Here is a 14276-nt window from a genome sequence, read left to right as displayed (position 1 = left end):
CACGCCGTTGGTGTGACGGCCCGTTCCGTTAATTCGGTTAATGCATTAGGAATGCATATCGTTTTATATGGGCGAATTCACCCATCGACTGAATCCGGAGATTCAACCCGCCGTTATGGACACCCCTGATTTGATGTCGCGCCGACCGCGACCAACCCCGCTTCTTTTATTTCATCGACGGCAACCGGACGTGCGCCTGAGCGCTACGGACATGCGTTCGGACGAGCATCAATTGATGCCACGGCCCCGAATCACGCAACGTCCGTCACAACCCTCCGTGCCTTGTGCTGCCCCGTGCAACCCTGCGTTCAAAGTTCGGACGAATTATGAGACACGCACTTAAATTATTGAAGGCGACATTCTTTATAGATTGTAAAATCCAATATATTCAATAAGTTGCGTTAAAAATGCGCATCTCGCAAACGATTTCGCGGCGCCGGAATTAATCCGGATGTTTTGTAGAGCGGACAAATGCTTTGCCGAAGCGGATTAAAAACAAATTCCAGCGAAAATATTTCCGCAGAAAAACCACCGAGCCGCGCGATCGCGTGCGGGCAAGAATGAAAATGGCGGAAATGGACAGGCATCAGGGTGCCACATCGCTAACGCAAATCACAATATCTGATTAAGAATCAGAAAACTGGAATGAAGTAAATAGAGTCAATGCGTCTGGCAAGAATCGAAATATCCCCCTACAATTCGGCTCGCATCGACACGGTCAGCCGCACCCTTTTCCACGCGCGGCGGCGGCAACGCTTCGCGTCCTTACCGGATCAGCGATCAATACAAGCAACGCCGGGTATTACGCCGACCGGTCGTCTGTCGCGCGGTTCGCGCGAAATCCGAATATCGATGCGCTTGTGCGTTGCCATAGAGCAGTTTCCAACGATTATCCGAACCGGGCCGGCCACCCGCAGGAACGCAGCCAGCAGCCATTCCAGAACAGGTGCACGATGCATCCATCGACCTCCGCATTGGGCGACGCCCATATCCTGATCGTCGACGATCAGCCCGACCAGCTTCGCTTGCTGATCGACATCCTGCGCGGCACCGGGTGCCGGATCAGCATTGCATCCGACGGGCTGCAGGCGTGCCAGCGTGCGCAGGCGCTCATGCCCGACCTGATCCTGATGGATGTCCGGATGCCGCGCATGGACGGCTTCACCGCGTGCCGGCTGCTGGCCGCCGATCCGCTGACGTGCGCGATTCCTGTCATCTTCCTGACCGTGGCGGGCGCGTTGCACGAACGCCTCGAGGGGTTCGAGATCGGCTGCGTCGACTACGTGGTGAAGCCGTTCGAGCCGGCCGAAGTGCTCGCGCGGATTCGCGTGCAGCTCGCGCGGGCGACGCGCGAGCGGCCCGTCGACACGGAAAGCGTGTTCGTGACCGGCAAGGACGACGACATCATCGTGCGCGCGGCCATCCGCCACCTGGCGCGGACGCTGAACGATCCGCCGACGGTGGAACAACTGGCACGCGCGGTCGGCACGCATGAAAAGCGGCTGTCGCGGGCGTTTCGCGACAATCTCGGCCAGACGGTGTTCGAGTATCTGCGGCACGAGCGGCTGAGGATCGCGCAGGATCTGCTGGATTCGACGTCGCTCAGCATTGCCAGCATCGCGAAGGAGATCGGTTTTTCCACGCCGGCGAATTTCGCCACCGCATTCCGCGAACGTTTCGGCCTCACGCCGACCGAGTGGCGGCGCCAGCGCCACGCCGGTGAACGCGCCGCGCGCCGGGAGCCGCAACGCGACGCGTAGGACGCGTTCCGCGCGCTCGCGCCTACCAGTTGTATTTCGCGCTGGCGAGCACGGTCCGCTCGTTGCCGAACACACACACGTTATACGACTGGCAACCGCTGACATAACGCCGGTCGAACAGGTTCGCGACGTTCAGCGCGAACCGCCAGTGCGGCATCTCGTAGTGCAGCGCCAGGTCGACCAGCGTCACGCTCGGCACCGTCAGCGAGTTGTCGGGCGCGCCCGCCGACGCGCTCTGGTAACGCACGCCGCCGCCGAGCCCGAGGCCCGACAGCGCGCCCGTGCGCCAGGTCCAGTCGGCCCACATCGAAGCCATCTGCCGCGGCAGCGGCACGGCCACCGGCCAGTGGTTCAGCGACGCGTCGTTCGCCTGCACGTTCTTGACGTCCTGATGGACGTACGACGCGACGACCGACAGCTCGCGGGTGATCTTGCCGACCGCGCTCAGCTCGATCCCGCGCGAGCGCACCTTGCCGGTCTGCACGGACGTCGTGCCGGTCGGGTCGAGACTGACCGGCGTCGGCGTCACGACGTTGATCTGGTCGATCTGGTAGAGGGCCGCACTCAGCATCAGGTTCCGGCCCGGCGGCTGCCAGCGCAACCCGGCTTCCGTCTGCGTGCCGCGTGTCGGCTTCGGCAGCCCGCCACCATACAACCGCACGCCGATGACGGGATCGAACGACGTCGAATGGCTCACATACGGCGACAGCCCGGCGTCGCCCCGATAGGTGAGCCCGACGCGCCCGGAGAATGCACTGACGTCCTGCCGCGCCTGCTTGCCGGCCGTCCGGTCGTCGAACCGCGCATTGACGAAATCCTCGCGGCCGCCGAGCGTCAGCGTCCAGCGCTTCCAGCGGATCTGGTCTTGCGCGTATACACCGAACGTGTTCATCGCCGTGTACTGGTCGACGTGGCCGAGCGACGTCGGGCCGGAGAAAATCGCGTCCGTGACGGGCCGGTACACGGGGTGATACAGGTTGAGCGACGGCGCGATCGCAAGCCACACGCTGTTGGTCGTCGTCTGCCGGTCGTATTGCGCGCCGAGCAGCAGCGTATGTTCGAGCGGCCCCGTGCCGAAGCGGGCCTGCGCGTGGTTGTCGATGTCGAGCCGGCTGTAGTTGAGCTGGAACAGCCCCGCGGTACGCATCATGTTGGTGGTGCTGCGGGGCGCGAAGCCGTTGCCGAACACCGTCGCGTCGTCGAGCGACAGGTGCGACCAGCGCACGTCCTGGTGCAGCGACCAGATCGCGTTCACGCGGTGCTCCAGCGCGTAGCCGAGCGACCACTGCTTCTTCCGGTAGTCGTTGAACCCGGGGTCGCCCATGTAGATGTCCTGCGACAGGCGGCCGTTCGGGTTCGGCAGCACCGTGCCCGACGCCGGCAGGAAGTTCGACGAAATATCGCCGCTGTCCTGCAGGAACGTCGCCGAGAGCGTCAGCGACGTGTCGGCGTTCGGCCGCCAGCGGAACGACGGCGCCAGCGCGACGCGACGGTCGCCGTTCGGGCCGGTTTCCGCGTTGCCGTCGCGCGCCACGCCGGCGAAGCGATACGCGTACCGGCCGTCCGGGTCGAGCGTATCGCCGACATCGACCATGAATTGCTTGCGCGCGTCGTTGCCGATCTGCACGCCGGCTTCACGGACGCGTTCGCCGTCGGCGAGCTTCGTGTGCGCGTCGACGATCGCGCCGGGCTCGCCCGCGCCGTACAGCACCGACGTCGGCCCGCGCAGCACCGCGATCGAGTCGATCGTGTACGGGTCGACGCGCCAGTCCGCGATCACGGCCGTATGCGGCGCGGCCACGCCGTCGACGTACAGCGTCGGCGTGAAGCCGCGCAGCGCCGCATACGAGTCGGTGCGGCTGTCGGCGCCGAACGTCGCGAATCCCGGCACGTAGCGCAGCGCCTGGTTCAGGTCGGTCGCGCCGGTCATCTCGATCTGCTGCGCGGTCACGATGTTGATCGTCTGCGGCACTTCTGCCACCGGCGTGTCGGTTTTCGTGCCGGCCGTGGTGCGCAGCCCGACGAGCCCGCTCGACGAGCGGTCGCCCTTCCCCGTTACGTCGATTTCCGGCAGCACGGTCGCCAGCGGCGCTGCCGCACCCGATGCCTGCGCGTGCGCGCCGCCCGCTGCCGCCACGTACAACGCGCTTCCGGCGGCGATCACCATCGCGCGTTTCGCCGCGCCCGTCCCCGTTACCATCGTTCCATGCTCCGTCGTGCTGGTGGCCGATTCGACCCGATCGCGGCCCGATCGCGACGCGACGCACCGCCGGCGTCCGCCCCGTGTTGTCATGCTGGCGATGCTGGTTACGCGCGAGTCGGCATGCAACGGCCAATGGCGTCGTTCGCGAGCGCAGCGATCATACCGGGCGAACGTAACGGAGTCTTTAAAAAAAGTGCGCCAGCGGGAAAAGCCGGCGTTTGGCGCGTTGGAGGCGGGGCCGGCGCGGGATCGATCCGTGCGGCGGCCCGCGAGGAAGGCAGATGAAAGACGGGAACGCCAGGCTGCATGCGCCCCGGGAACGGCCGTGGGCTGCCGTCGGCGGTACTAGGCGCGCACGCGCCGCATCCTGAGCGTCGCCGACGGCGACTCGCCGAACGCCCGCTTGTACTCGATCGCGAATCGCCCGAGGTGCGCGAAGCCCCATTTCAGCGCGATGTCCGTCACCGATGCGAGCCCCGGCGACTCGTCGGCCAGCAGTTCCTCGCGCACACGTTGCAGCCGCAACTGCCGCACGAAGCCCATCGGCGTGATCCCGTGGCGATGGCGGAAGCCGGCGAACAGCGTGCTCGGGCTCACGCCGGCGAGGTCGGCGAGCCGCTCGATCGTCAGCGGCTCGTCGAGATGGGCGCGAATGTAATCCTCGACGCGCCGCACATAGAACGGTGCGAGCGCCACCGGCAGGTGCCGCGTGCCGTTGCGCGCGCTGTTCGGGTGGCCGTGCAGCAGCAGGTTGAGCAGCGTCGATTCGAGCGGCTCGAACGCGAGCGGATGACGCAGCGGATGCGCGTCCGTCGCGATCGCGCCGGCGAGGACCGGCAGCAACTGCGCGAGACACGCCCCTTGCGACGACGACAGGTTGAATGCCGGTTCGAATTCGACCGGTGCGCGCCGGTCGTCGCCGAAATGCCGCTGCGCATGGCGCTCCATCACTTCGCGCTCGATGCGCACGATGACTTGCGGACACGCGTCGCCCCAGCGCATCTTCAGCGGCAGCGTCGGCGAGATCAACGACGCGGTGCCCGGCGACGACACGAAACTTGCCGATCCGCACTCGATCTCCGCGTCGCCGCGCAGCGGGATCTGCAACAGGAAGAAGTGCTCGAGCGGCCCGGGCTCGATGCTGACCCCGCCGCCGTAATCGAGCAGGTTCAACGACAGGTTGCCCCAACGCGCATGATGCATGCAGCTGTGCAGCGCGCGCGATTCGCCGGTCGGCGTGAGCCGGTGCGGCTTGAAGACGTCGGCGACACGCGCGCGCACCTCGTCGACATCGTTCGACTGCAGCAGCAGGTTGTCGTGATTGAAACAGGCGGTGTCGGCCAGCCAGCCCGTTCCGGAAAATTGCGCCATCGATGTTCTCCCGTCATGCTCGGTTGCACTCGCGCCGTGCATGCGTTCCCGGTGCGGGGGCATTCGCCGCACGATCCGGATAGCGCCCGGAGTATCCGGACAGTCCGGCCGCCAAAGCACGCAAGTCCCGCGCAAACGACGCAAGAAACGGACCGTTCGCGCATCGTAGAAAACTGTGCGGGCTTTCCGCATCCGCACATACCCGCAGTCGGCCGCGCGCCTGCCCACGCGCGGCGGCCGGTGCCGCAGGTTTCCGGAATTCGCGGATACCGGCCGAAGAAAGCGGATAGAAGCGCACGTTTCGTCCGCCAATACTGGGCTCGTCGCAGCAATGAATTCAACGGAGGGACAGATGAAAGGACGTCACATCGACATTCCGTCGCCGGACGGCGGAACGTTTCGCGCCTACCTGAGCACGCCGGCCGGCGGCAAGGGGCCGGGCATCGTGCTGTGTCACGAGATCTTCGGCGCGAACGCGACGATGCGGGAGGCCGCCGACTACTACGCGGAGGAAGGCTATACAGTGCTCGTGCCCGACCTGTTCTGGCGCCAGGCGCCGGGGATCGAGCTCGGCCATGCGGCAGCCGATGTCGAGCGCGCGATGGCCCTGTATCGCGAATTCGACGAGGACAAGGGCGTCGAGGACATCGGTGCCGCGCTGGACGCGCTCAGGCAGCAGCCGGAATGCACGGGCGAAACCGGCGTGCTCGGCTACTGCCTCGGCGGCAAGCTCGCCTATCTCGCCGCGTGCCGGCTGCCGGGCGTGGCCGCGGCGGTCAGCTACTACGGCGTGGGCATCGAGCAGGCGCTGGACGAGGCCGCGCACCTGCAGGGCCGGCTCGTGCTGCAGATCGCGGGGCTGGACCGCTTCTGCCCGCCCGACGCGCAGCAGCGCATCGCCGACGCGCTGGCCGGCCGCGACGGCGTCGAAGTGTATGTGTATCCGGGCGTCGATCACGCGTTCGCCCGCGTCGGCGGCGATCATTTCGACAAGGCCGCCGCGGTGATGGCCCACCAGCGCGCGATCGCCGCGTTCCGCGCCGCGCTCGGCCCGCACTACGACCTGTCCACACTGTGGGAAGCGCATCTCGAACACGAATTCGCCACGCGCAACGTCGATGCCACGATGGCGACGATGGTCGCCGAGCCGTACGTCAACCATGTTCCGACGCTGACGGGCGGCGTCGGCCACGACGAGCTCAAGCGCTTCTACACGCATCACTTCGTGCATGCGAATCCGCCCGACACGACGATCACGCCGATCTCGCGCACGATCGGCGCGAGCCAGGTCGTCGACGAGCTGCTGTTCTGCTTCACGCACACCACCGAGATCGACTGGATGCTGCCGGGCGTCGCGCCCACCGGCAAGCGCGTCGAGATTCCACTCGTCGCGATCGTCAAGTTTCGCGGCGACAAGCTCTATCACGAGCATATCTACTGGGATCAGGCGAGCGTGCTCGTGCAGATCGGCCTGCTCGATCCGGCCGGCCTGCCGGTCGCGGGCGTCGAAACGGCCCGCAAGCTGCTCGACGAAACCGTGCCGTCGAACGGCCTGATGCGCCGCTGGCAGGACAGCGAGCCGTCGACGGGTGTGCACTGACGCGCCCCCTCCCTCACCTCACGATTCACGGAGACACCCCATGACTGCCCTTGCTGGCAAAGTCGCGATCGTCACCGGCGGCGCCACGCTGATCGGCGCCGCGGTCGCGCAGGACCTGAGCCGCGCCGGTGCATGCGTCGCGATCCTCGATCTCGATGCGGACAACGGCGCGCGCGTCGCCGGTTCGCTCGGCGACAAGGCCATGTTCGTCGCGCTCGACATCACCGACGATCGCGCGATCGAACGTGCGATATCGGCCATCGTCGAGCGGTTCGGCGCGATCGACGTGCTCGTCAACCTCGCGTGCAGCTACGTCGACAACGGCATCCAGGCGACCCGCAACGACTGGCTCGCCGCGATGGACGTCAACGTCGTGTCGGCCGCGATGCTCGCGAAGGCCGTGCATCCGCACATGGCCCGGCGCGGCGGCGGCGCGATCGTGAACTTCAGCTCGATCTCGGCCGAGTGCGCTCAGACCGGCCGCTGGCTGTACCCGACGTCCAAGGCGGCGATCCGCCAGCTCACGCGCAGCATGGCGATGGATCTCGCGCCCGAGAGCATTCGCGTCAACTCGGTATCGCCGGGATGGACGTGGTCGCGCGTGATGGACGAGCTGACGCACGGCGACCGCGCGAAGACCGATCGCGTCGCCGCGCCGTTCCACCTGCTCGGCCGAGTCGGCGATCCGTCCGAGGTCGCACAGGTCGTGACGTTCCTGTGCAGCGACGCGGCGAGCTTCGTGACGGGCGCCGACTACGCGGTCGATGGCGGTTATTCCGCGATGGGCCCCGAACAGGCGGTGCCGGCCATTCCGCGGCTCGCGGAGTGACCGTTTCCCGCCGCCGCTTCCCGCAATCATTCCGGCCGGCATCCGGCCAACCAAGGACATCCCCATGAGACGTATCGCCATCGTCGGCGCCGGCCAGTCCGGCCTGCAACTCGCCTTCGCCCTGCTCGGCCAGGGCTACCACGTGACGCTCGCGACCAATCGCGACGCCGAACAGATCCGCACGGGCAAGGTCATGTCGAGCCAGTGCATGTTCCATACCGCACTGCAGATCGAACGCGACCTCGGCCTGAACACCTGGGAGGAAGCGTGCCCGTCCGTCGAAGGGATCGGCATCGCGGTACCGCATCCGGACGGCGGCGGCCGCAAGGCGATCGACTGGTCGTCGCGGCTGACCCGCTACGCGCAGTCGGTCGACCAGCGCGTGAAAATGGCCGACTGGCTCGACAGTGTGCGCCGCCGCGGCGCGGACGTGCGCATCGGCGACATCGGCGTGCCCGAACTCGAGGAACTGGCGCGCAGCCACGACCTCGTGCTGCTCGCGGCCGGCAAGGGCGAGATCGTCAACCTGCTCGGCCGCGACGACGCGCGCAGCGCGTTCGACCGCCCGCAACGCGCGCTGGCCCTCACCTATGTGAAAGGGATGACGCCGAGCCAGCCGTATTCGCGCGTGCGCTTCAACCTGCTGCCCGGCATCGGCGAGTATTTCGTATTCCCCGCGCTGACCACGACGGGCCCGTGCGAAATCATGGTGTTCGAAGGCATTCCGGGCGGCCCGCTCGATTGCTGGGCCGACGTGAAGACGCCCGAGCAGCATCTGGACCGGAGCCTGTCGTTCCTGCGGCAATACGTGCCGTGGGAATTCGAGCGCTGTCGCGACGTCGAGCTCACCGATTCGAACGGCACGCTGGCCGGCCGCTTCGCGCCGACGGTGCGCAAGCCGTTCTTCCGGCTGCCGTCGGGCCGCACGGTGTTCGGGATGGCCGATGCGGTGGTCGTCAACGATCCGATCACCGGGCAAGGCTCGAACAACGCCGCGAAATGCGCGAACGCATATTTCGATGCGATCGTCGCGCGCGATGCCGCGCCGTTCAGTGAAGACTGGATGCAGCAGACGTTCGAAGGCTACTGGGCTTATGCGCAGCATGTCGTGCGCTGGACCAACTCGCTGCTCACCCCGCCGCCGCCGCACATCCTCGAACTGCTCGGCGCGGCCGGCCAGTTGCCGTCGCTCGCCGCGGCGATCGTCGACGGCTTCGACGATCCGCGCCGGTTCTCGCCGTGGTGGTTCGAGCCGTCGGCCTGCGCGGCGTTCATCCGCGAACACAGTGCGCGTTCGGAGTAACCGGCATGGAAACGATCGCTACCGACCGCCCGACCCTCGACCCGATGCAGCTGCGCGCCGCGTTCGGGCAGTTCCCGACCGGCGTCACCGTGATCACCACGTGCGCGGCCGACGGACGCAAGGTGGGCCTCACCGCCAATTCGTTCTCGTCGCTGTCGCTCGATCCGCCGCTCGTGCTGTGGAGCCTTCGCAAGGTCGCGCCGAGCCGCCCGGATTTCGTCGCGGCCACCCATTTCGCGATCAACATCCTCGCGCACGACCAGATCGACCTGTCGCGCCGCTTCGCGACGCCCAGCGCCGACAAGTTCGACGGCGTGCCGCACGCGGATTCGGACGCCGGCGGCGTGCCCTGCCTCGACGGCGCGAGCGCGCGCTTCGTGTGCCGCAACGTCGGCCATTACGAAGGCGGCGATCACCTGCTCTTCATCGGCCAGATCGAGCAGTTCGACGCGTTCGGCAGGGCGCCGCTCGTGTTTCATGCGGGTCAGTATCGCGCGATCGCCGACCACCCCGATCTTTTTCGCACCGTTTGATTAGTTATACCGATAAACAACCAGGAGGTGGTGAACATGAAATTCGGCTCTCGCCTGCTCGTCGTCGCGGGCCTCTCGATCGCCGGCATGGCCGCAAGCGCGCCGGCCCGCGCAACCGACCTGCCGGCGGTCAATCTCGGCATGACCAGCTTCCTCGACGGCATGCCGCCGGCCGGCTCCGGCTGGTACGGCACGCAGTACCTGCAGTACTACACGGCCGGCCGCGTCAACGACAACGCGGGCAACAAGGTCGGGTTGCCGAAGCAGGACATCGACCTGTTCGCGGGGCTGAGCCAGCTCGTCTATCAGTCGCCGCTGACGTTCGCGGGCATGCATCCGGGCCTCGACGTGATCCTGCCGTGGGTCGCATCGGCGCGGACCGACGACGGCATCGGCAACGTCGCGCTGAATGCGCGCGCCGGCTTCGGCGACCTGCTGATCGGCCCGTTCGTCCAGTTCGATCCGGTGATGGGCGCGCAAGGCCCGCGCTTCGCGCAGCGCGTGGAATTCCAGTTCATCGCGCCGACCGGCGCGTACGATCCGTCGCGCGCGATCAACCCGGGCAGCCATGTCTGGTCGTTCGACCCGTACTGGGCGGCGACGCTGTGGCTCACGCCGAAATGGACCGTGTCGTGGCGGCTGCACTATCTGTGGAACACGACCAACCATCGGCCGGCCACGTCGCTCGGCCCGGACGTGACGTCGACGCAGGCCGGCCAGGCGATCCACGCGAACTTCGCGACCGAGTACGAGGTGCGCCCCGGCCTGCGGCTGGGGCTCAACGGCTACTGGCTGCGCCAGACCACCGACATGAAGGAAAACGGGCAGGACGTGCCGGGCACGCGGGAGGCCGTGTTCGCGATCGGCCCGGGGGCCATGTACAGCTTCTCGCAGCAGGATCACCTGATGTTCAACGCGTATTTCGAGACCTATGCGCGGAACCGGCCGCAGGGCACGCGGATGGTGCTGCGGTACGTGCATCACTTTCAGTGACGGCCGCGACCGGACGAACGGGCCCGGTCGGTTTCATCGGACGAATGATGCATGCTGCCCGCACCGGCGCGCCTGTCCTATAGTTTTGGAGAAGACAACGCAGGCAATACGTCACGACCACGGAGGACCCGCGCGATGAATCCTTCAGCAACCTCCCGGTTCTTGTCGAACGTATCGCGGCGGCTGGCGCACGGCATGGTGGCCGTCGCACCGGCCGTGGTCATCGGCATCGCCGTTTCCGCATGCGGCGGCGACAGTTCGCCGGGCTCGAGCGTGCCGGCGTTCGCGAACGCGGCGCGCCCTCAGATCAACGCACTGCTCGCGGATACGCAGACACCCGGCGCAGTCGTCTATGTGCAATCGCCGCAGGGGAACTGGCTCGAATCGTTCGGCACGGCCGTGCGGGGCACGAACACGCCGATACCGACGAACGCGCACTTTCGCGTCGGCAGCGTGACCAAGACATGGACCGGCACGGTGATCCTGCAGCTCGTGCAGGAAGGCCGGCTGAGCCTCGGCGACACCGTCAGCAAGTTCGTCGCGAACGTGCCGAACGGCAATACGATCACGATCGAACAGTTGCTGACCATGCGCAGCGGCCTCTACAACTATTCGACGAATCTCGCGTTCAACCAGACGCTCGACGCGCAGCCGGACAAGGTGTGGACGACGTCGGAACTGCTGGGTATCGCCGAAGGCCAGCCGGTCTATTTCGCGCCCGGCGCGGATTTTCGCTACTCGAATACGAACACGGTGCTGCTCGGGCTCATCATCGAGCAACTGACCGGCATGAGCGCGGCCGATGCGATGAACGCGCGCCTGTTCGCGCCGCTCGGCCTGGTCAATACCTTGCTCCCGCCGCAGCAGGATACGTCGCTGCCGGCACCGGCGCCGCAGGGCTATCAATGGGGCACCAATGCCGAGACGACCGACAGCGACGCGCTGTCGCCCCAACGCCAGGCGGACGCGAAAAACGGCACGCTGCAACCGACGAACGTGACCCGCGTGAATACGTCGTGGGCGTGGACGGCGGGCTCCGGCATTTCAACCGTGACGGAACTGGCCGCATACGTGCAGCGGATGGTGGGCGGCGGCTACCTGAACGCCAACCTTCAGGCGCAACGGCTCGCCAGTTGCACGCCGATCGATTCGTCCGACCCGAGGTCGGCCAGCTACTGCATGGGTCTGGCCGAATTCGGCACGTTCTACGGACATACGGGCGAGATCCCGGGCTTCAATACCTTCATGGGCTACGACCCGGTCACGAAGACGACGATCGTCACGTGGGCGAACACGGCGGCCGCGCCGGATGGGCGCGCACCGGCCAACGTGATCGCGCAGATCGTCATGGGCGAGCTCAGCAAGGCGGCCGAAGTGCCGAGCGAAGGGCGGCCGTGATGCCGCGCGAACACCGCTGCATCGCGTACAACGTGATGCCGGCAAACTTCGCCGGCATTCAGGTTAGCAGTAGGGGGCAGCCGATCAGGCGGTGGACTACGGCTACTTCCATGGCCGACCATGGGTCCAGGATGCATTGACGCCGCTATGGTCAACCTGTCTCGCGGCGCCGCCTGGGGAGGGAGCCTCCATGAAGCCTGTCGCCGTGCCGGCCGGCGGGGGTGGCCGCCCGGCACGCTGAACCTTCATCGACGTTTCCGTCGATCCCGGCACGACGCCGGTTCGCCGCTTACTGCGACATCCCGACGAACGTCGGCAGCAGCACGCGATAGACGTGAATCATCGCCGGCCCGAGCAGCACCAGCATCAGCGAGGGAAAGATGCAGAAGATCAGCGGGAACAGCAGTTTCAACGCAATCTTCGCGGCCCGTTCCTCCGCGCGCATCCGGCGCCGCGTGCGCAGCATGTCCGACAGCACGCGCAGCGATTCGCTGATGCTCGTGCCGAAACGATCGGCCTGGATCAGCATCGCGCAGAACGACTCGATGTCCTCGACGCCGGTACGCAGCGCGAGATTGCGCAGTGCCGTCTCCTTCGTGAAGCCGGAGCGCATCTCGAGCAGCAGCAGGTCGAGTTCGCTCGAGACCACCTCGCTGCTGAACCGCAGCTCCTCGCTCACCTTCATCAGCGCCGCGTCGAGCCCCAGCCCCGCTTCGACGCACACCGTAAGCAGGTCGAGCGCGTCCGGGAAATCCTCGAAGATCTTCTGCTGACGCACCTTGATCCGCTGCGACAGCACGATGTTCGGGATGTAGTAGCCGATCCCGGCGAGCGCGACGAGGATGACCGACAGGAGTTCGCGCTGATCCCCGAGCCGGGTCGTGATCAGCACCAGCAGCACCGCGCACGGCACGGCGAGCGCGAGCATCGTCTTCGCGGTGAAATACAGCGCGGCCGCGTTCGGGTTGCGCCAGCCGGCGTTCATGAGCCGGATGCGCAACGGCGAATTCTCCCACCCGTCCTTCGGCACCGACAGCCTGGAGATCGGGGTGGACAGCTCCACCAGCTTCGCGACCCAGCGCGAGGCCATGTCGTCGCTGTCGCCGGGGCCCGTGCCGGCGCCGCCGGCCTGCTGGATCCGGCGCTGGATATTGCGCGGCGCGAACAGCAGCATCCCGATCAGGGCGCCGCCGGCCACGAAGATGAACAGGCCGCCCAGCATCACGGCGTGGACTACGCTCAGGTTTTGCATGACAGTCTCGCTACGGTTCGTTATTCATCTCACGCGTCAGACGCGAATCCGGACAATGCGGCGGATCCACAGCAGGCCAAAGAGCATCGTCACCAGCATCGTGCCGACCATCCTGATCCCGGCCGGATCTTCCCAGAGCACCGACAGGAACTCGCGATTCATCACCGCGATCGCCCCGGCCGTACCGAACGGCAGCAGCCCGAGGATCCACGCCGACAGCCGCCCTTCCGCCGACAGCACACGCACCTTGTCGAACAGCTTGAAGCGCTCACGGATGAGCGCGGAGATGCTGTCGAGCAGCTCGGCCAGGTTGCCGCCGGTCTCGCGCTGGATCAGCACCGCGATCACGAAATAGCGCAGGTCCTGCACCGGCACGCGCGTCGCGAGATTCATCAGCGCGTCGTGCAGCGACACGCCGTAGTTGACCTCGTCGAACGTGATCCGGAATTCGCCGCCCATCGGATCGGGAAACTCCTCGCTCACCATCCCGAGCGTGCTCGTGAACGAATGACCGGAACGCAGCGCGCGCGAAATCATGTCGCAGATGTCCGGCAACTGCCGTTCGAGCTTGCGCATGCGGCGCCGGCGGGCACGCATCACATACATCGCCGGCAGGCATCCGGCACACAGCGCGATCGGCAGCGCAACCAGCTGCGGCAACGTGGCGAAACTCAGCGCGAGCCACGCGATCGCCGGAAACACCGCGCTGAGCACGATCAGCTTCGACAGCGTCCAGTCGAGGCCCGATTGCTGGATCAGGAGATCGAGCGCCTGCACGCGCGGCACGCGCAGCAGCAACTGGTCGAACGGCTTCGACTCGTCGAGCATCCGTTTCTTCAGGATCGACAGCCGCTCCTGCTGGACGTTACCGCCGGCCGACATCGCGCGAATGCGCGACTCGATCCGGCGCGCGGCAGCGCCGTGCCGCGCGTTCCACCATTGATAGGTGCCTTCGATCGTCAGCACGACCGCGACGAACATGAGAATCACAAAGGCGTAAAAGATCGTGTTCATGAGGTCTCCCCGGCGGTTAG

At 66.4% G+C, this 14276-nt stretch carries 11 protein-coding genes; 7 read left to right on the top strand and 4 right to left on the bottom strand.

Going from position 1 to position 14276, the window contains the following annotated elements; genetic code table 11:
* Positions 1-953 precede the first annotated feature (953 nt).
* Positions 954-1760 carry a response regulator transcription factor gene (locus tag APZ15_RS35475; protein WP_027792706.1) on the top strand — a complete coding sequence of 269 codons (807 nt, stop codon included), beginning with the start codon at positions 954-956 and terminating at the stop codon, positions 1758-1760.
* Positions 1761-1782: 22 nt separating this feature from the next.
* Here APZ15_RS35475 and APZ15_RS35470 read toward each other — a convergent pair whose 3' ends face one another.
* Together APZ15_RS35470 and APZ15_RS35465 are read right to left on the bottom strand one after the other, a co-directional pair.
* Positions 1783-3960 (bottom strand): TonB-dependent siderophore receptor, encoded by a 2178-nt coding sequence (locus tag APZ15_RS35470; protein WP_027792707.1) that lies wholly within the window; start codon positions 3958-3960, stop codon positions 1783-1785.
* Positions 3961-4308: 348 nt separating this feature from the next.
* Positions 4309-5334 carry an AraC family transcriptional regulator gene (locus APZ15_RS35465; RefSeq protein WP_027792708.1) on the bottom strand — a complete coding sequence of 342 codons (1026 nt, stop codon included), beginning with the start codon at positions 5332-5334 and terminating at the stop codon, positions 4309-4311.
* Between the two features lie 352 nt (positions 5335-5686).
* On the opposite strand from APZ15_RS35465, the gene APZ15_RS35460 reads away from it, so the two are divergent.
* The 6 genes from APZ15_RS35460 to APZ15_RS35435 all read left to right on the top strand — a co-directional run bounded on the left by APZ15_RS35460 (position 5687) and on the right by APZ15_RS35435 (position 11990).
* Positions 5687-6934: a dienelactone hydrolase family protein gene (locus APZ15_RS35460; protein ID WP_027792709.1), complete on the top strand. Its 1248-nt coding sequence runs from the start codon at positions 5687-5689 to the stop codon at positions 6932-6934.
* A 40-nt stretch (positions 6935-6974) separates the two neighbouring features.
* Positions 6975-7763, top strand: a complete 789-nt coding sequence (locus tag APZ15_RS35455) for an SDR family oxidoreductase (RefSeq protein WP_027792710.1) — start codon at positions 6975-6977, stop codon at positions 7761-7763.
* Positions 7764-7827: 64 nt separating this feature from the next.
* Positions 7828-9066 (top strand): styrene monooxygenase/indole monooxygenase family protein, encoded by a 1239-nt coding sequence (locus tag APZ15_RS35450; protein WP_027792711.1) that lies wholly within the window; start codon positions 7828-7830, stop codon positions 9064-9066.
* Positions 9067-9071: 5 nt separating this feature from the next.
* On the top strand, positions 9072-9599 hold the full coding sequence (locus APZ15_RS35445; RefSeq protein ID WP_027792712.1) for a flavin reductase family protein: 528 nt from the start codon (positions 9072-9074) through the stop codon (positions 9597-9599).
* A gap of 36 nt (positions 9600-9635) precedes the next feature.
* The gene (locus APZ15_RS35440; protein ID WP_027792713.1) at positions 9636-10592 is read left to right on the top strand and encodes a SphA family protein; all 957 of its coding nucleotides are present in this window, start codon (positions 9636-9638) and stop codon (positions 10590-10592) included.
* Positions 10593-10727: 135 nt separating this feature from the next.
* On the top strand, positions 10728-11990 hold the full coding sequence (locus tag APZ15_RS35435; RefSeq protein WP_027792714.1) for a serine hydrolase domain-containing protein: 1263 nt from the start codon (positions 10728-10730) through the stop codon (positions 11988-11990).
* Between the two features lie 289 nt (positions 11991-12279).
* Here the strand turns inward: APZ15_RS35435 and APZ15_RS35430 are convergent, their stop codons facing one another.
* Both APZ15_RS35430 and APZ15_RS35425 read right to left on the bottom strand, forming a co-directional pair.
* Positions 12280-13242 (bottom strand): type II secretion system F family protein, encoded by a 963-nt coding sequence (locus tag APZ15_RS35430; RefSeq protein ID WP_027792715.1) that lies wholly within the window; start codon positions 13240-13242, stop codon positions 12280-12282.
* Between the two features lie 36 nt (positions 13243-13278).
* Entirely contained in the window at positions 13279-14256 is a 978-nt protein-coding gene (locus APZ15_RS35425) for a type II secretion system F family protein (RefSeq protein WP_027792716.1), read from the bottom strand.
* Between the last annotated feature and the right edge of the window lie 20 nt (positions 14257-14276).

Source organism: Burkholderia cepacia ATCC 25416, from assembly GCF_001411495.1.
Classification (GTDB): domain Bacteria; phylum Pseudomonadota; class Gammaproteobacteria; order Burkholderiales; family Burkholderiaceae; genus Burkholderia; species Burkholderia cepacia.
This window is presented reverse-complemented; position numbering and strand designations above follow the sequence as displayed.

Excerpts from the sequence above, each read along its gene's own strand:
- APZ15_RS35475 (WP_027792706.1), top strand. The coding sequence starts at position 954 with ATGCATCCATCGACCTCCGCATTGGGCGACGCCCATATCCTGATCGTC.
- APZ15_RS35470 (WP_027792707.1), bottom strand. The coding sequence starts at position 3,960 with ATGGTAACGGGGACGGGCGCGGCGAAACGCGCGATGGTGATCGCCGCC.
- APZ15_RS35465 (WP_027792708.1), bottom strand. The coding sequence starts at position 5,334 with ATGGCGCAATTTTCCGGAACGGGCTGGCTGGCCGACACCGCCTGTTTC.
- APZ15_RS35460 (WP_027792709.1), top strand. The coding sequence starts at position 5,687 with ATGAAAGGACGTCACATCGACATTCCGTCGCCGGACGGCGGAACGTTT.
- APZ15_RS35455 (WP_027792710.1), top strand. The coding sequence starts at position 6,975 with ATGACTGCCCTTGCTGGCAAAGTCGCGATCGTCACCGGCGGCGCCACG.
- APZ15_RS35450 (WP_027792711.1), top strand. The coding sequence starts at position 7,828 with ATGAGACGTATCGCCATCGTCGGCGCCGGCCAGTCCGGCCTGCAACTC.
- APZ15_RS35445 (WP_027792712.1), top strand. The coding sequence starts at position 9,072 with ATGGAAACGATCGCTACCGACCGCCCGACCCTCGACCCGATGCAGCTG.
- APZ15_RS35440 (WP_027792713.1), top strand. The coding sequence starts at position 9,636 with ATGAAATTCGGCTCTCGCCTGCTCGTCGTCGCGGGCCTCTCGATCGCC.
- APZ15_RS35435 (WP_027792714.1), top strand. The coding sequence starts at position 10,728 with ATGAATCCTTCAGCAACCTCCCGGTTCTTGTCGAACGTATCGCGGCGG.
- APZ15_RS35430 (WP_027792715.1), bottom strand. The coding sequence starts at position 13,242 with ATGCAAAACCTGAGCGTAGTCCACGCCGTGATGCTGGGCGGCCTGTTC.
- APZ15_RS35425 (WP_027792716.1), bottom strand. The coding sequence starts at position 14,256 with ATGAACACGATCTTTTACGCCTTTGTGATTCTCATGTTCGTCGCGGTC.